This is a genomic window from Micromonospora sp. WMMD735 (genome assembly GCF_049178995.1).
GTDB lineage: Bacteria > Actinomycetota > Actinomycetes > Mycobacteriales > Micromonosporaceae > Micromonospora > Micromonospora wenchangensis.
Genome location: NZ_JBMHMJ010000002.1, coordinates 38,682 through 54,110 on the forward strand (window position 1 = coordinate 38,682; position 15,429 = coordinate 54,110).

The 15,429-nt window shown below is 72.2% G+C and carries 15 protein-coding genes; 12 read left to right on the top strand and 3 right to left on the bottom strand.

The features are described 5' to 3' along the window. Window positions 1-5 precede the first annotated feature (5 nt). From ACN268_RS00530 to ACN268_RS00540, 3 genes are all read left to right on the top strand, one after another. A complete protein-coding gene (locus ACN268_RS00530) occupies window positions 6-893 on the top strand; it encodes a sulfotransferase domain-containing protein (protein ID WP_421481216.1) in 888 nt (295 codons plus the stop codon). A gap of 98 nt (window positions 894-991) precedes the next feature. Continuing rightward, window positions 992-2,170: a chorismate synthase gene (gene aroC / locus ACN268_RS00535; RefSeq protein WP_421481217.1), complete on the top strand. Its 1,179-nt coding sequence runs from the start codon at window positions 992-994 to the stop codon at window positions 2,168-2,170. 28 nt (window positions 2,171-2,198) lie between these two features. Then, the gene (locus tag ACN268_RS00540) at window positions 2,199-2,705 is read left to right on the top strand and encodes a shikimate kinase (protein ID WP_420116130.1); all 507 of its coding nucleotides are present in this window, start codon (window positions 2,199-2,201) and stop codon (window positions 2,703-2,705) included. Here ACN268_RS00540 and ACN268_RS00545 read toward each other — a convergent pair. Then, window positions 2,695-3,477, bottom strand: a complete 783-nt coding sequence (locus ACN268_RS00545; protein WP_421481218.1) for a cytochrome c oxidase assembly protein — start codon at window positions 3,475-3,477, stop codon at window positions 2,695-2,697. The two genes, ACN268_RS00540 and ACN268_RS00545, sit on opposite strands and share 11 nt — an antisense overlap. Continuing rightward, the gene (locus ACN268_RS00550; protein WP_421481219.1) at window positions 3,474-3,995 is read right to left on the bottom strand and encodes a DUF2243 domain-containing protein; all 522 of its coding nucleotides are present in this window, start codon (window positions 3,993-3,995) and stop codon (window positions 3,474-3,476) included. Before ACN268_RS00550 ends, ACN268_RS00545 begins: the two co-directional genes overlap by 4 nt. Window positions 3,996-4,160: 165 nt before the next feature. Here ACN268_RS00550 and aroB point away from each other — a divergent pair, with 165 nt between their 5' ends. The 4 genes from aroB to nusB all read left to right on the top strand — a co-directional run bounded on the left by aroB (window position 4,161) and on the right by nusB (window position 6,823). Beyond that, the gene (gene aroB / locus ACN268_RS00555) at window positions 4,161-5,237 is read left to right on the top strand and encodes a 3-dehydroquinate synthase (protein WP_421481220.1); all 1,077 of its coding nucleotides are present in this window, start codon (window positions 4,161-4,163) and stop codon (window positions 5,235-5,237) included. Beyond that, window positions 5,234-5,692 (top strand): type II 3-dehydroquinate dehydratase, encoded by a 459-nt coding sequence (aroQ, locus tag ACN268_RS00560; RefSeq protein WP_421481221.1) that lies wholly within the window; start codon window positions 5,234-5,236, stop codon window positions 5,690-5,692. The genes aroB and aroQ overlap by 4 nt, the downstream gene beginning before the upstream one ends. 139 nt (window positions 5,693-5,831) lie before the next feature. Further along, a complete protein-coding gene (gene efp, locus ACN268_RS00565; protein ID WP_088645221.1) occupies window positions 5,832-6,389 on the top strand; it encodes an elongation factor P in 558 nt (185 codons plus the stop codon). Between the two features lie 23 nt (window positions 6,390-6,412). Further along, window positions 6,413-6,823, top strand: coding sequence for a transcription antitermination factor NusB (gene nusB / locus ACN268_RS00570; RefSeq protein ID WP_204927718.1), 411 nt, complete (start codon window positions 6,413-6,415; stop codon window positions 6,821-6,823). A gap of 102 nt (window positions 6,824-6,925) precedes the next feature. On the opposite strand, the gene ACN268_RS00575 is transcribed toward nusB, so the two are convergent. Then, window positions 6,926-7,414: a transcriptional regulator gene (locus ACN268_RS00575; RefSeq protein WP_013285505.1), complete on the bottom strand. Its 489-nt coding sequence runs from the start codon at window positions 7,412-7,414 to the stop codon at window positions 6,926-6,928. 285 nt (window positions 7,415-7,699) lie between these two features. On the opposite strand from ACN268_RS00575, the gene pyrR reads away from it, so the two are divergent. From pyrR to carB, 5 genes are all read left to right on the top strand, one after another. Continuing rightward, window positions 7,700-8,281: a bifunctional pyr operon transcriptional regulator/uracil phosphoribosyltransferase PyrR gene (gene pyrR, locus ACN268_RS00580; protein WP_088645219.1), complete on the top strand. Its 582-nt coding sequence runs from the start codon at window positions 7,700-7,702 to the stop codon at window positions 8,279-8,281. Window positions 8,282-8,330: 49 nt separating this feature from the next. After that, window positions 8,331-9,284: an aspartate carbamoyltransferase catalytic subunit gene (locus tag ACN268_RS00585; protein ID WP_204927588.1), complete on the top strand. Its 954-nt coding sequence runs from the start codon at window positions 8,331-8,333 to the stop codon at window positions 9,282-9,284. Then, window positions 9,281-10,612: a dihydroorotase gene (locus ACN268_RS00590; protein WP_421481222.1), complete on the top strand. Its 1,332-nt coding sequence runs from the start codon at window positions 9,281-9,283 to the stop codon at window positions 10,610-10,612. The genes ACN268_RS00585 and ACN268_RS00590 overlap by 4 nt, the downstream gene beginning before the upstream one ends. Window positions 10,613-10,742: 130 nt before the next feature. Continuing rightward, a complete protein-coding gene (gene carA / locus ACN268_RS00595; protein ID WP_421481223.1) occupies window positions 10,743-11,945 on the top strand; it encodes a glutamine-hydrolyzing carbamoyl-phosphate synthase small subunit in 1,203 nt (400 codons plus the stop codon). Continuing rightward, complete coding sequence (gene carB, locus ACN268_RS00600; protein ID WP_421481224.1) at window positions 11,938-15,333, top strand: carbamoyl-phosphate synthase large subunit; 3,396 nt, start codon at window positions 11,938-11,940, stop codon at window positions 15,331-15,333. The genes carA and carB overlap by 8 nt, the downstream gene beginning before the upstream one ends. Window positions 15,334-15,429 lie beyond the last annotated feature (96 nt).

Below are 15,429 nucleotides of genomic sequence, written 5' to 3' on the forward strand. Positions count from 1 at the left end.
AGACGATGACGATCCGCGACCGCCTCAAGGGTGTGGTCCCGCACCAGGTGACCCACCAGGTGCGCAGCTCGCTGGTCCGGTACGGCGAACGCACCAGCGACCGTCGACCGCTGCCGGACTTCCTGATCACCGGCACCAAGCGGGGCGGCACCACCTCGCTGTGGCGTTACCTGCTGGCGCACCCCCTGGTGCCCCGGCTCTTCCCGGCCTGGAACACCAAGACCTCGCACTACTTCGAGGAGAACTGGGGCCGGGGCGAGGCGTGGTACCGGTCGCACTTTCCGACGGTCCGGCACCGGCAGGCCCTGGAACGCCGGCACGGTGGGCCGGTCCGCGTCGGTGAGGCCGCGCCGCTGTACATGTTCCACCCGCTCGTCCCGCAGCGGGTGGCGGAGCTGATGCCCGACGTCCGGTTGATCTTCCTGCTCCGGGACCCGGTGGAGCGGGCGTACTCGCACTGGAAGGAACGGCGTACCGAGGGCAGGGAACCGCTGGACTTCGCCGAGGCGCTGGCCCGGGAGGAGGAACGGACGGCGGGGGAGCGGGAGAGGCTGATCGCCGACCCGACGTACTTCAGCGAGGCGTACGACTGGTACACCTACCGCGCCCGGGGCCGCTACCTGGAGCACCTGACGCCGTGGCTGGACCGGTTCGACCGCTCCCAGCTGCTGATCCTGCCCAGCGAGACGCTGTACGCCGAGCCGGCCGCCACGTACGCCCGGGTGCTGGACTTCCTCGGCCTGCCCCCGCACCAGCTCGCCGCGTACGAGGCGCACAACCACCGGCGTAGCAGCGCCATGCCGGATCAGGTACGGGAAGAGCTGAGTGCCCACTTCGCCCCGCACAACGCGGCGCTGGAACAGCGGTTGGGGATGCGCTTCGACTGGTCGTGACCGGTGCCGGTGCCCCGCCGGGGGAACCTCGTCGTCCGCAGGGCGGGACGGGTCGGGCACGGTGCCGTTGCCGGGACCGGGCGTGACAGACTGACGCGGTGTTGCGTTGGCTGACTGCAGGTGAATCGCATGGTCCGGCTCTGGTGGCGTTGTTGGAGGGGGTGCCGGCCGGGGTGGCGGTGAGCACTGCCGATATCGCGGGTGAGTTGGCGCGTCGTCGGTTGGGGTATGGCCGGGGTGCGCGGATGGCGTTCGAGCAGGATGAGGTCGAGGTTGTCGGTGGTGTGCGGCACGGGTTGACGTTGGGTAGTCCGGTGGCGATTCGGGTGGGTAATTCGGAGTGGCCGAAGTGGCGGACGGTGATGGCCGCTGATCCGGTCGATGCGGACGAGTTGGCGAGTCAGGCCCGTAACGCCCCGTTGACGCGTCCGCGTCCGGGTCACGCCGACCTGGCGGGCATGCAGAAGTACGGTCACACCGATGCGCGGCCGATTCTGGAGCGGGCGAGTGCGCGGGAGACGGCTGCGCGGGTGGCAGTGGGGACGGTGGCGAAGGCGCTGGTGAGGCAGGCCCTCGGCATCGAGATCGTGTCGCACGTGGTGGAGTTGGGGTCGGTGGCGGCGAAGCCGGGTTTGCGGCCGACGCCCGAGGACGCTGAGCGGATCGACGCGGACCCGTTGCGGTGTCTCGACCCGGACGCGAGCGCGCGGATGGTCGCGGAGGTCGACGCGGCGAAGAAGGCCGCGGACACCCTCGGTGGGGTGGTGGAGGTGTTGGCGTACGGGGTGCCGCCGGGTCTGGGTAGTCATGTGCAGTGGGACCGGAAGCTCGATGCGCGGTTGGCGACGGCGTTGATGTCGATTCAGGCGATCAAGGGTGTGGAGATCGGGGACGGCTGGCAGCAGGCGCGGTCCCGAGGCTCGGAGGCGCACGACGAGATCATGCCCACCGCGACCGGGGTCCGTCGGGTCACCGACCGGGCCGGTGGTTTGGAGGGTGGGATCACCACAGGTGAGCCGGTGCGGGTGCGGGCGGCGATGAAACCGATCTCGTCGTTGAACCGGGCTCTGTCGACGGTGGATGTGACCACGGGTGAGCCGGCCACGGCGATCAACCAGCGCAGCGACGTGTGTGCCGTTCCCGCTGCTGCGGTGGTGGCGGAGGCGATGGTGGCGTTGGTGCTGGCGGAGGCCGCGGTGGAGAAGTTCGGTGGTGATTCGGTGGCCGAGATCCGCCGTAACCTGACCGGCTACCTCGACAGCCTGATCATCCGGTGAGCGCCGGCTGTCAAGAAAGGCCAACCCGATGACGAAGCCTGTCTGTGTGCTGGTCGGGGCGCCCGGTTCCGGCAAGAGCACCGTCGGCGCGGAGTTGGCCACCCTGCTCGGGGTGGCGTTCCGGGACACCGACACCGACATCGAGCAGATGGCGGGCAAGCCCATTCCGGAGATCTTCATCGACGAGGGTGAGGCGCACTTCCGGGCCCTGGAGCGGGCCGCGGTGCTGGCGGCGTTGACGTCGCACGCCGGGGTGCTCGCCCTGGGAGGTGGGGCGATCCTCGCCGAGGAGAACCGGGCCGCGCTGGTCGGGCACACCGTGGTGCACCTGTCGGTGGAGTTGACCGACGCGGTGAAGCGGGTCGGGCTCGGCGCCGGCCGGCCGTTGCTGTCGGTCAACCCGCGCGCCACCCTGAAACACCTGATGGACCAGCGTCGGCCGCTCTACGCGGAGGTCGCGACCGCTACGGTGGTCACCGACGGCCGTGCGCCAGAGGAGATCGCCGCCGAGATCGTCGCCCTGCTCAAGCCCTGACCGCCCCCACCCGACGCCGGACCGGCGTCGACCCGTTCCGACGGGGTTCGGGCCGCCAGGTCGCCAGCAGGGCCAGGGCGAGCAGGATCTCGGCCAGGTCGCCGACGTAGTACATCAGGGTCGCCGCAGTCCTGAGCTGGTCGGCGGGGGCGGCGGCGTCGACCAGGCCGGCGTACATCAGCTGGGCGAGGGTGGCGTGGGCGGCGACCGACAGGCCCAGCACCACCAGGCGTACCGGCACGCCGGGGCGGTGCGGCCCGGGGTCGGGGCCGGCGATCGACCAGGTGAAGACGTACCCGCTGACCAGGAAGTGCAGCAGCAGCACCGGGTGCAGGCCGGGATGGGTCAGGGTGGCCCGGTACAGCGGCGTGAGGTGCAGCAGGTAGAGGCCGCCGGCGGTGAGCAGCAGCCCGGTGACCGGATGGCTGGCGACCGTCACGGCGGGCCGCCGCAGCAGCCGCAGCACGGCCCGGCCGGTGCGGGGCGCGACGGTGCGTAGCGCCAGCGTGCCGGGCGCGCCGAGCACCAGCCCGAGCGGCGCGAGCATGCCGACCAGCAGGTGCTGCCACATGTGCCCGACCAGGTCGTGCGCGGGCAGCAGCAGGGCCACTGCGAGCAGTGCGCTGCCCGCGCCGAAGCTGGCCGTCCGCCAGTGGCTCCACCCGGCCTGTCCCGGGCCGCGTTGGCGCAGCGCGGCGGCCAGGTAACCCCAGAACACCACCGGGGGTACGAGCAGCAGCAGTCCGACCCCGCCGCCGTGCGTCCCGGTCATCGCCGGTCGGCGCAGGTGTCCACGGCCGTGGCCCGGCGCTGAACCGTCCAGCCGAGGGCCACCAGTGCCGCCCCGAGCAGCAGGAAGCCGACGTCCCAGGCGGTCTGGTGCGGGCCACCGTGCACGTGGTGGATGCCGAGCAGGTGGTGGTCGACGATCCCCTCGACCAGGTTGAACAGCCCCCACCCGACCAGCGCCCAGCCCCAGAGTGCGCCGGAGCGCCACAGCCGGCCCCGGGAGCGGGTGACCCGGGAGTAGAGCAGGGCCAGGCCGGTGAGCACCGCCACCCAGGTCACCACGTGGAACAGCCCGTCCCACAGGGTGTTCATCTGCAACCCGGGCACGGTGTCCACCGGGTACGCCCTGATCCCGACGTTGTCGCTGCCGGTGCTGCTGAGCATGTGGTGCCACTGGAGCACCTGGTGCAGGACGATGCCGTCGACGAAGCCGCCGAGGCCGACGCCGAGGATGGTGGCCGGGAGCCGGATGTCCGCGCCGTCGACGGTGGTGCTGCCCATGGGGGTTCCTCCACGTTCGGGTCGGCACGTTCGGGTCGGTCCCGTCTCCGGTGCCCGGGTCCCGTGGGGCTAAACGCCGGCCCGGCCGCCGGGTCACGCCGGGGCGGGCCGCCATCAGGTGGACACTCCCCGTGCCGGGGCCGAGCCTGGACTAGGCTGCCGGCGATGGACGAGGTGACCCGGATTCCGGTCGGCGGCGAACGGCCGTACGACGTACTGGTCGGGCGGGGCCTGCTGGCCGAGCTGCCCGCGTTGCTTCCCGACGCGACCCGGACGGCGGTGCTGTACGCGCCGCCCCTGCGGGCGTTGGCCGAGGAGATCGGCGGGCGGTTGGCCGGGGCGGGGATCACCCCGCTGGCGATCGAGGTGCCCGACGCCGAGGCGGGCAAGCGGGTCGAGGTGGCCGCCGACTGCTGGGAGCAGCTCGGGGCGGCCGGCTTCACCCGTACCGATGCGGTGGTCGGGGTGGGCGGCGGCGCGGTGACCGACCTGGCCGGCTTCGTCGCGGCCTGCTGGTTGCGCGGGGTGCGGTGGGTGCCGGTGGCGACCTCGCTGCTCGGCATGGTCGACGCCGCCGTCGGCGGCAAGACCGGGGTGAACACGGCGGCCGGCAAGAACCTGGTGGGCTCCTTCCACCCGCCGGTCGGGGTGCTGGCCGACCTGGGCACGCTGGACAGCCTCCCGGCGGCCGACCTGGCCGCCGGGCTGGCCGAGGTGGTCAAGTGCGGTTTCATCGCCGACCCGGTGATCCTGGACCTGGTCGAGGCGGACCCGGTGGCCGCCGTCGACCCGAGCGGCCCGGTGGCCCGGGAGCTGATCGAGCGGGCGATCCGGGTGAAGGCCGACGTGGTCTCCGGTGACCTGCGCGAGTCGGGGGTGCGGGAGGTGCTCAACTACGGGCACACGCTGGCGCACGCGATCGAGAAGGTCGAGGGGTACCGCTGGCGGCACGGGCACGCGGTCTCCGTCGGCACCGTCTACGCCGGCACCCTCGCCCGGCTGGCCGGTCGGCTCGACGCGGTGACCGCCGAGCGGCACCGCCGGGTGCTGTCCGCGCTGGACCTGCCGACCAGCTACCCGGCGGACGCCTGGCCGGACCTGCTGGCGGCGATGCGGGTGGACAAGAAGGCCCGGGGGAGCCGGTTGCGGTTCGTGGTGCTCGACGGTCTGGCCCGCCCGGCGATCCTGGACGGCCCGGACGACGAGCTGCTGCACGCCGCCTACCGGGAGGTCAGCCGGTGACCGGCCCGGACGCCCCCCGGGTGTACGTGCTCAACGGGCCGAACCTGGGCCGGCTGGGCACCCGCCAGGTCGACGTGTACGGCGTGACCAGCTATGCCGACCTGGTGACGCTCTGCGTCGAGACGGGCCGTGAGCTGGGGTTGGACGTGGTGGTGCGGCAGACCGATGCGGAGCACGAACTCGTCGGCTGGCTGCACGGGGCGGCGGACGAGGGCGCGGCTGTGGTGCTCAACCCGGCGGCCTGGTCGCACTACTCGATCGCGGTCCGCGACGCCTGCGCGTTGCTGCGTGCCCCCCTGGTCGAGGTGCACATCTCCAACATCCACGCCCGGGAGGAGTTCCGGCACCACTCGGTGGTGTCGGCGGTGGCCACCGGGGTGATCTGCGGTCTGGGCGTGGACGGCTACCGGCTCGCGCTGCGGCACCTCGCCACCCGGCCCGCCGGGGCCGACTGAACCGCCGCCCGTTACTCTGCGTGATTGTCGGCCCGGCCCGTGGGGGGTGTGGCGGGCCCCCGTTGACGGCCCCGCCGCCGATTAGACGCAGCTAGTAGACTTGTCAGGTCTGTCCGCCAATTGATGATCAAGGCAGGAAATGGCATCCACCAACGACCTCAAGAACGGCCTGGTACTCAACCTCGACGGGGAGTTGTGGTCCGTCGTCGAGTTCCAGCACGTCAAGCCCGGTAAGGGTGGGGCGTTCGTCCGCACGACGCTGAAGAACGTGCTGTCCGGCAAGGTCGTCGACAAGACCTTCAACGCGGGCACCAAGGTCGAGACCGCCACCGTCGACAAGCGCACCATGCAGTACCTGTACGCCGACGGTGAGGACTACGTCTTCATGGATCTGGAGACGTTCGACCAGATCACCGTTCCCGGCGGCACCGTCGGCGAGGCCGCCAACTACCTCCTCCCCGAGGCCGAGGCGACCGTCGCCACCCACGAGGGGGTGCCGCTCTACATCGAGCTGCCCACCAGCGTGGTGCTCCAGGTCACCTACACTGAGCCGGGTCTGCAGGGCGACCGGTCGACCGGCGGCAACAAGCCGGCCACCGTCGAGACCGGCGCGACCGTGCAGGTGCCGCTGTTCATCACCACCGACGAGAAGATCAAGGTCGACACCCGCGACGGCCGTTACCTCGGCCGAGCCTGATGGCCGAGGGCGCCAAGCAGCAGATGCCGGCGCGCCGCAAGGCGCGCAAGCGGGCGCTGGACGTGCTCTTCGAGGCCGACCTGCGGGACCGGCCCCCGGTCGAGGTGCTCGCCGGCTACGTCGAGCGGATCGAGAAGCCGCGTCCGGAGCACCTGGACTACGCGATCGGTCTGGTCGAGGGGGTCGCCGGGCATCTCGACCGGATCGACGAGGTGATCGCCAGCTACGCCGAGGGCTGGACCCTCGACCGGATGCCGGCGGTCGACCGCAACCTGGCCCGGATCGCCGTCTACGAGCTGCTCTACGTCGACGAGATCGACGACGCGGTGGCGATCAGCGAGGCGGTGGAGCTGGCCCGGCAGATGTCCACCGACGATTCGCCGCGTTTCCTCAACGGCATCCTCGGCCGGATCGCCGAGTACGCCACCCGCTGAGCGTGGTCGCCCGTGCCCTGCGTGGCGTGGGCGGGACCGCACGCTGTGACGAGAAGGGCCCGTGCCGTCCGGCACGGGCCCTTCTCGTTGCGTGACCGCGGATCAGGAGGCGAAGAACGCCCGCGGGTCGGCGACCAGCACACCGTGCTCGGTGAGCCGTTCGATCAGACCGGACGGCGAGGCGTCGTAGACGATCGCCAGGGCGCGCAGGTCGTCGGCGCGGATGGAGAGCACCCGGCCGTTGTAGTCGCCACGCTGCTGCTGGATGGCACGGGCGTAGCGGGCGACGTAGGCGAGGTCCTCGGAGGCCTCGTCGTACAGCCGCTCCAGGTCGAGGACGATCTTGCTGGTGGGCTCGTGCCGTACCCCGCTGCCGTCGGGCAACAGCTCCGAGACGGGAACGCGGTAGAAGTCGGCCAGCTCCGCCAGTCGGGACACGGTGACGGCCCGGTCGCCGCGCTCGTACGAGCCGACCACCACCGCCTTCCAGCGTCCGTTCGACTTCTCCTCCACCCCCTGCAGGGACAGGCCCTGCTGCTGGCGGATGGAGCGCAGGCGGGCGCCCAGCGACTTGGCGTATTCAGAGGGCATTCGGACACTCCCAGTGCTGTGCTTGGGGTTCTCCCCGCGATCGCTACGGAGCGTGACGGTACGGGGATTGCGACACGTGGTCAAGTGCTCGTGACATTCCCATCGGAGATAGCGGGTGAGTTGTCCGCATTTCACCGTCCTGATCCGGGGATCAGTGGGTCGCGGCGAACGGCCAGGTGACCGCTGGTAACGTGGCCGCCAGCCCCGGTCGGGCCCCACGACCCGACCGGACACCCCCGACATCCTTTAACGACCCGTCCCGTGAGGCGGGGAAGGAGGTCCGCCGTGGCCTGCCCACCGGCTGCCCACCCGTCGCCCGAGCGGCAACCCTCGGTGAAGGTGATCCTCGCCAGCGCCGACGTCCAGCGCGTCGTCGACCGGATCGCCCACCAGATCCTGGAGAAGACCCAGGGCGCCGCCGACACCGTGCTGCTGGGCATCCCCACCCGGGGCGCCCCGCTGGCCCGGCGGCTCGCCGCCCGGATCAGCACCTTCGAGGACGTCGACGTCCCCGTCGGGGTGCTCGACATCACCCTCTACCGCGACGACCTGCGCCGGCACGCCACCCGCGCGGTCGGCCCGACCCAGCTGCCCCCCGGCGGCATCGACGGCAAGCGGGTCGTCCTCGTCGACGACGTGCTCTTCTCCGGCCGGACCGTCCGGGCCGCCCTCGACGCCCTCAACGACGTCGGCCGGCCCGCCTCGGTGCAGCTCGCCGTGCTGGTCGACCGGGGCCACCGGGAGCTGCCGATCCGCGCCGACTACGTCGGCAAGAACATCCCGACCGCGCTCGCCGAGAGCGTCAAGGTCACCCTCGTCGAGACCGACGGCGCCGACGAGGTCCGGCTCTGCGGGGGGACCCGGTGAACGCGCCGCGACGGCGTCCCGCAGGCGCGAACGAGAGGCGGCCCCGCTCATGATCAGACACCTGCTCTCCGGTGGTGACCTGGACGCCGGCACCGCCACCGAGATCCTCGACACCGCCGCCGAGATGGCCACCGTCGCCGGCCGGGAGGTCAAGAAGCTGCCGGCGCTGCGCGGCCGGACGGTGGTGAACCTCTTCTACGAGGACTCCACCCGGACCCGGATCTCGTTCGAGGCCGCCGCCAAGCGGCTCAGCGCCGACGTGATCAACTTTTCCGCCAAGGGTTCCAGCGTCACCAAGGGCGAGAGCCTGAAGGACACCGCGCTGACCCTGCAGGCGATGGGGGCCGACGCGGTGGTCGTCCGGCACCCCGCCTCCGGGGCACCGCACCGGCTGGCCAACTGGGTGGACGGCTCGGTGGTCAACGCCGGTGACGGCACCCACGAGCACCCGACCCAGGCGCTGCTCGACGCGTACACCATGCGGGCCCGGCTGGGCCGGCTCGCCGGCCTGCACGTGGCGATCGTCGGCGACGTGCTGCACTCCCGGGTGGCCCGCTCCAACGTGCTGCTGCTGAGCACTCTCGGCGCCAAGGTCACCCTGGTCGGCCCGCCGACGCTGATCCCGGTCGACTGGGCCGCCCGCGCGGGCGTCGGGTCCGTGGCGACCGACGCCGACCCCGGCACCGACGTCTGCTACGACCTCGACGCGGTGCTGCCCGGGGTGGACGTGGTGATGATGCTGCGGGTGCAGCGGGAACGGATGAACGACTCCTACTTCCCCTCGGCCCGCGAGTACGCCCGCCGCTACGGGCTGGACGGCCCGCGCCTGCGCCGGCTGCCCGAACACGCGATCGTCATGCACCCCGGGCCGATGAACCGGGGGATGGAGATCACTCCCGAGGTCGCCGACTCGCCCCGCTCCACCATCGTCGAACAGGTCGCCAACGGGGTCTCCGTGCGGATGGCCGTGCTCTACCTGCTGCTCGGAGGGAACAACCGGTGACCGCGTACCTGATCAAGAACGTGAGCGTCGTCGGCGGCGCGCCGACCGACCTGCTGATCCGCGACGGCGTCGTGGCCGAGACCGGTCCGGGCCTGGACGCGCCGGACGCCGCCGTCGTCGACGGCACCGGCCTGGTCGCCCTGCCCGGCCTGGTCGACCTGCACACCCACCTGCGCGAACCCGGCCGGGAGGACGCCGAGACCGTGGAGTCCGGCTCCCGGGCGGCGGCGCTCGGCGGCTACACCGCGGTCTGCGCGATGGCGAACACCTCGCCGGTCGCCGACACCGCCGGCGTGGTCGAGCAGGTGTGGCGGCTCGGCCGGCAGGCCGGTCTGGTCGACGTGCAGCCGATCGGCGCGGTCACCGTCGGCCTGGCCGGCGAGCGGCTCGCCGAACTGGGCGCGATGGCCGACTCGCCGGCCCGGGTACGGATCTTCTCCGACGACGGGCACTGCGTCGCCGACCCGAAGCTGATGCGCCGGGCCCTGGAGTACGTCAAGGCGTTCGACGGGATCATCGCCCAGCACGCCGAGGAGCCCCGGCTCACCGAGGGCGCGCAGATGCACGAGGGCGAGGTCTCCACCCGGCTCGGGCTGACCGGCTGGCCGGCCGTCGCCGAGGAGGCGATCATCGCCCGGGATGTGTTGCTCGCCGAGCACGTCGGCAGCCGGCTACACGTCTGCCACGTCTCCACCGCCGGCAGCGTCGAGGTGCTGCGCCAGGCCAAGGCGCGCGGGGTACGGGTCACCGCCGAGGTCACCCCGCACCACCTGCTGCTCACCGACGAGGTGGTGGCCGGGCGCGGCGTGCTGGCCAGCCCCGCGCTCGGGGCCGACTGGAGCCCGACGGCCAGCTACGACCCGGTGTTCAAGGTCAACCCGCCGCTGCGCACCGGCACCGACGTCGCCGCGCTGCGCGCCGCGCTCGCCGAGGGTGTCATCGACGTCGTCGCCACCGACCACGCCCCGCACGCCGTGGAGGACAAGGAGTGCGAGTGGGCGTACGCCAGGCCGGGCATGCTCGGCCTGGAGACGGCGCTGTCCATCGCCCTCGACGTGCTCGGCCCCCGGTGGGACCTGATCGCCGACCGGATGTCCCGGACCCCGGCCCGGATCGCCGGCCTCGACGACCACGGCCTCGACCCGGCGCCCGGGGTGCCGGCGAACCTGACCCTGGTCGACCCGGCCGCCCGCCGGGTGGTCGAGCCCGCGGAGCTGGCCAGCCGCAGTCGCAACACCCCGTACGCCCGCATGACGCTGCCGGGTCGCATCGTGGCGACCTTCCTGCGCGGCGAGCCGACGGTCCTGGACGGAAAGGCTGTCAAGTGATTCGAGCGAGGAACGTAGCGAAGCGGAGTCCCGCAGTCCGGATCGGGGGTGGGTGCGTGATTCGAGCGAGGAACGTAGCGAAGCGGAGTCCCGCAGTCCGGATCGGAGGGCAGGCCCGGTGATTCGAGCGATGAACAAGCGTAGGTCCGCGATCCTCGTGCTGGAGGACGGGCGCACCTTCCACGGTGAGTCGTACGGCAGTGTCGGGGAGACCTTCGGCGAGGCGGTCTTCAACACCGGCATGACCGGCTACCAGGAGACCCTGACCGACCCGTCCTACCACCGGCAGGTGGTGGTGCAGACCGCCCCGCACATCGGCAACACCGGGGTCAACGGCGAGGACGACGAGTCCGACCGGATCTGGGTAGCCGGGTACGTGGTCCGTGACCCGGCCCGGATCGGCTCCAACTGGCGGGCCACCGGCGGGCTGGAGGACCGGCTCGGCGTGGAGGGCGTGGTGGGCATCGCCGGGGTGGACACCCGGGCGCTCACCCGGCACCTGCGGGAGCGGGGCGCGATGCGGGTCGGCATCTCCAGCGTGGAGGACGATCCGCGTGCCCTGCTGGAGCGGGTCCGGCAGTCCCCGCAGATGGTCGGCGCGGACCTGTCCGCCGAGGTGAGCACCGCCGCGCCGTACGTGGTCGAGGCGGAGGGCGAGCACCGGTACACCGTCGCCGCGCTGGACCTGGGCATCAAGCGCAACGTGCCGCGGCGGCTGGCCGCCCGGGGGGTCACCACCCACGTGCTGCCCGCCGGCTCCACCATCGACGACCTGCTGGCCACCGGCGCGGACGCGGTCTTCTTCTCGCCCGGCCCGGGTGACCCGGCCACCGCCGACGGGCCGGTGGCGCTGGCCCGGGAGGTGCTGAGCCGGCGGATTCCGCTGTTCGGCATCTGCTTCGGCAGCCAGATCCTCGGCCGGGCGCTCGGCTTCGGCACCTACAAGCTCGGCTACGGCCACCGGGGCATCAACCAGCCGGTGCTCGACCGGGCCACCGGCAAGGTCGAGGTGACCAGCCACAACCACGGCTTCGCGGTGGCCTGGCCGGGCCACGGCGACGGGCCGGCCGGTGCGGTCGTCCCCGACCAGGTCATCGACACCGAGTTCGGTGGCGTGCGGGTGTCGCACGTCTGCCTCAACGACAACGTCGTCGAGGGGCTGCGGGCCGTGGACGTGCCCGCCTTCACCGTCCAGTACCACCCGGAGGCGGCAGCCGGCCCGCACGACGCCGACTACCTCTTCGACCGCTTCGCCGAGCTGATCGAGGGCCGTGGCCCGGACGGGCAGCCCGGCGCGGGCCGGAACCACAGCGAGGGGCGCACGAATGCCTAAGCGCGACGATCTCAAGCACATCCTGGTGATCGGCTCCGGGCCGATCGTGATCGGACAGGCCTGCGAGTTCGACTACTCCGGCACCCAGGCCTGCCGGGTGCTGCGCAGCGAGGGGATCCGGGTCAGCCTGGTCAACTCCAACCCGGCGACCATCATGACCGACCCGGAGTTCGCCGACGCCACCTACGTCGAGCCGATCACCCCGGAGTTCGTCGAGCTGGTCATCGCCAAGGAGCGGCCCGACGCCCTGCTGCCCACCCTGGGCGGGCAGACCGCGTTGAACACGGCGGTCGCCCTGCACGCGGCCGGGGTGCTCGACAAGTACGGCGTCGAGTTGATCGGCGCGAACATCGAGGCGATCAACCGGGGCGAGGACCGCCAACTGTTCAAGGAGATCGTCGCCAAGGCCGGCGTCCGGCTGGGGCTGCCCGACCCGGACGCGCTGGTGCCCCGCTCGCGGGTCTGCCACTCGATGGACGAGGTCCGCGAGACGGTCGCCGAGCTGGGCCTGCCGGTGGTGATCCGGCCGTCGTTCACCATGGGTGGCCTGGGGTCGGGCATGGCGCACACCGACGAGGACCTGGACCGTATCGCCGGGGCGGGGCTGGCCGCCAGCCCGGTGCACGAGGTGCTCATCGAGGAGAGCGTGCTCGGCTGGAAGGAGTACGAACTCGAACTGATGCGCGACCGGCACGACAACGTGGTGGTGGTCTGCTCGATCGAGAACGTCGACCCGATGGGCGTGCACACCGGCGACAGCGTGACCGTCGCCCCGGCGATGACGCTCACCGACCGGGAGTACCAGAACCTGCGTGACCTGGGCATCGCGGTGCTGCGCGAGGTCGGGGTGGACACCGGCGGCTGCAACATCCAGTTCGCGGTGAACCCGGCCGACGGCCGGATCGTGGTGATCGAGATGAACCCCCGGGTGTCCCGGTCGTCGGCGCTGGCGTCGAAGGCCACCGGCTTCCCGATCGCCAAGATCGCCGCGAAGCTGGCCATCGGCTACACCCTCGACGAGATCCCCAACGACATCACGTTGAAGACGCCCGCCGCGTTCGAGCCGACGCTGGACTACGTGGTGGTGAAGATCCCCCGGTTCGCGTTCGAGAAGTTCCCGGGCGCGGACCCGGAGCTGACCACCACGATGAAGTCGGTGGGCGAGGCGATGAGCCTGGGCCGGAACTTCACCGAGGCGCTCAACAAGGCGATGCGGTCGATGGAAACCAAGTCGTCGGGTTTCTGGACCACCCCGGACCCGCAGGGGGCCACCCGGGAGAACACCCTCGCCGCGCTGGGGATGCCGCACGACGGCCGGCTCTACACCGTGGAGCGGGCGCTGCGGCTGGGCGCGTCGGTCGCCGAGGTCTCGGCGGCCTCCGGCGGGATCGACCCGTGGTTCCTCGACCAGATCGCCGGTCTGGTCGAGCTGCGGGCCGAGATCGTGGCCGCCCCGGTGCTCGACGGCGGGCTGTTGCGCCGGGCCAAGCGGGCCGGGCTGTCCGACCGGCAGCTCGCCGCGCTGCGCCCGGAGCTGGCCGCCGAGGACGGGGTGCGCACCCTGCGGCACCGGCTCGACGTGCGGCCGGTCTACAAGACGGTGGACACCTGCGCCGCCGAGTTCGCGGCGGCCACCCCGTACCACTACTCCACGTACGACGAGGAGACCGAGGTCGCCGCGTCGGACCGGCCCAAGGTGCTGATCCTGGGCTCCGGGCCGAACCGGATCGGCCAGGGCATCGAGTTCGACTACTCCTGCGTGCACGCCGTCCAGGCGCTGCGGGCCGCCCCGCGCGGCACGGCGGGTGCCGTGGCGGCGGACGCGGCCGGTTCCGTCGGCTACGAGACCGTGATGGTCAACTGCAACCCGGAGACCGTCTCCACCGACTACGACACCGCCGACCGGCTCTACTTCGAGCCGCTGACCTTCGAGGACGTGCTGGAGGTCTGGCACGCCGAGGACTCGTCCGGCCGGGCGGCCGGCGGCCCCGGCGTGGTCGGGGTGATCGTGCAGCTCGGCGGGCAGACCCCGCTGGGGCTGGCGCAGCGGCTCAAGGACGCCGGGGTGCCGGTGGTGGGCACCTCCCCGGAGTCGATCCACCTGGCCGAGGAGCGCGGCGCGTTCGGGGCGCTGCTGGCCCGCGCCGACCTGCGTGCCCCGGCGCACGGCACGGCCACCTCGTACGACGAGGCGAAGGCGATCGCCGACGAGATCGGCTACCCGGTGCTGGTCCGCCCGTCGTACGTGCTCGGCGGGCGGGGCATGGAGATCGTCTACGACGACGCCACGCTGCGCGACTACATCGGGCGGGCCACCGACATCTCCCCGGACCACCCGGTGCTGGTCGACCGGTTCCTCGACGACGCCATCGAGATCGACGTCGACGCGCTCTGCGACGCCGACGGCGAGGTCTACCTCGGTGGGGTGATGGAGCACATCGAGGAGGCCGGCATCCACTCCGGCGACTCGTCGTGCGCGCTGCCGCCGATCACGCTGGCCGGCTCGCACCTGAGCGAGGTGCGCCGCTACACCGAGGCGATCGCCCGGGGCGTGGGGGTGCGTGGGCTGCTCAACGTCCAGTACGCCCTCAAGGACGACATGCTCTACGTGCTGGAGGCGAACCCGCGGGCGTCCCGGACGGTCCCGTTCGTCTCGAAGGCCACCGCCGTGCCGCTGGCCAAGGCGGCGGCCCGGATCGCGCTCGGCGCGACCATCGCCGAGCTGCGCGCCGAGGGGCTGCTTCCGGCGACCGGCGACGGCGGGGTGCTGCGGCCGGACGCCCCGATCGCGGTGAAGGAGGCGGTGCTGCCGTTCAAGCGGTTCCGCACCCCGGCCGGCAAGGGCGTCGACTCGCTGCTCGGCCCGGAGATGAAGTCCACCGGCGAGGTGATGGGCATCGACACCAGTTTCGGGCACGCGTTCGCCAAGAGCCAGTCCGCCGCGTACGGTTCGCTGCCGACCACCGGCAGGATCTTCGTCTCGGTGGCCAACCGGGACAAGCGGGCCATGATCTTCCCGATCAAGCGGCTGGCCGACCTGGGCTTCGAGATCGTCGCCACCGCCGGCACCGCCGAGCTGCTGAGCCGGCATGGTATCGCCTGTGAGCAGATCCGCAAGCACTACCAGAGCGGCGAGGGCGCGGACGCGGTGTCGATGATCCTCGCCGGTGACGTGGCGCTGGTGGTGAACACCCCGCAGGGGTCGGGCGCGAGCGCCCGCTCGGACGGCTACGAGATCCGCAGCGCCGCCGTCACGGCCGACATCCCGTGCATCACCACCGTGCCGGGGGTGGCGGCGGCGGTGATGGGCATCGAGGCCCGCATCCGGGGCGACATGCGGGTGCGCCCCCTGCAGGAGCTGCACGCCGCCCTCCGGGCCGCCCGGTGACCCCCGCCCCCCGCACCCCGCTCGCCCCGCTCGTTTCGGTGATCACGAGGTTCCGGTCACCGGACGGCGGGTGCGGTGACGCCACCCTCGTGATCA

Excerpts from the sequence above, each read along its gene's own strand:
- ACN268_RS00530 (WP_421481216.1), top strand. The coding sequence starts at position 6 with ATGACGATCCGCGACCGCCTCAAGGGTGTGGTCCCGCACCAGGTGACC.
- ACN268_RS00540 (WP_420116130.1), top strand. The coding sequence starts at position 2,199 with ATGACGAAGCCTGTCTGTGTGCTGGTCGGGGCGCCCGGTTCCGGCAAG.
- ACN268_RS00545 (WP_421481218.1), bottom strand. The coding sequence starts at position 3,477 with ATGACCGGGACGCACGGCGGCGGGGTCGGACTGCTGCTGCTCGTACCC.
- ACN268_RS00550 (WP_421481219.1), bottom strand. The coding sequence starts at position 3,995 with ATGGGCAGCACCACCGTCGACGGCGCGGACATCCGGCTCCCGGCCACC.
- aroB (WP_421481220.1), top strand. The coding sequence starts at position 4,161 with ATGGACGAGGTGACCCGGATTCCGGTCGGCGGCGAACGGCCGTACGAC.
- efp (WP_088645221.1), top strand. The coding sequence starts at position 5,832 with ATGGCATCCACCAACGACCTCAAGAACGGCCTGGTACTCAACCTCGAC.
- nusB (WP_204927718.1), top strand. The coding sequence starts at position 6,413 with ATGCCGGCGCGCCGCAAGGCGCGCAAGCGGGCGCTGGACGTGCTCTTC.
- ACN268_RS00575 (WP_013285505.1), bottom strand. The coding sequence starts at position 7,414 with ATGCCCTCTGAATACGCCAAGTCGCTGGGCGCCCGCCTGCGCTCCATC.
- ACN268_RS00585 (WP_204927588.1), top strand. The coding sequence starts at position 8,331 with ATGATCAGACACCTGCTCTCCGGTGGTGACCTGGACGCCGGCACCGCC.
- carA (WP_421481223.1), top strand. The coding sequence starts at position 10,743 with ATGAACAAGCGTAGGTCCGCGATCCTCGTGCTGGAGGACGGGCGCACC.
- carB (WP_421481224.1), top strand. The coding sequence starts at position 11,938 with ATGCCTAAGCGCGACGATCTCAAGCACATCCTGGTGATCGGCTCCGGG.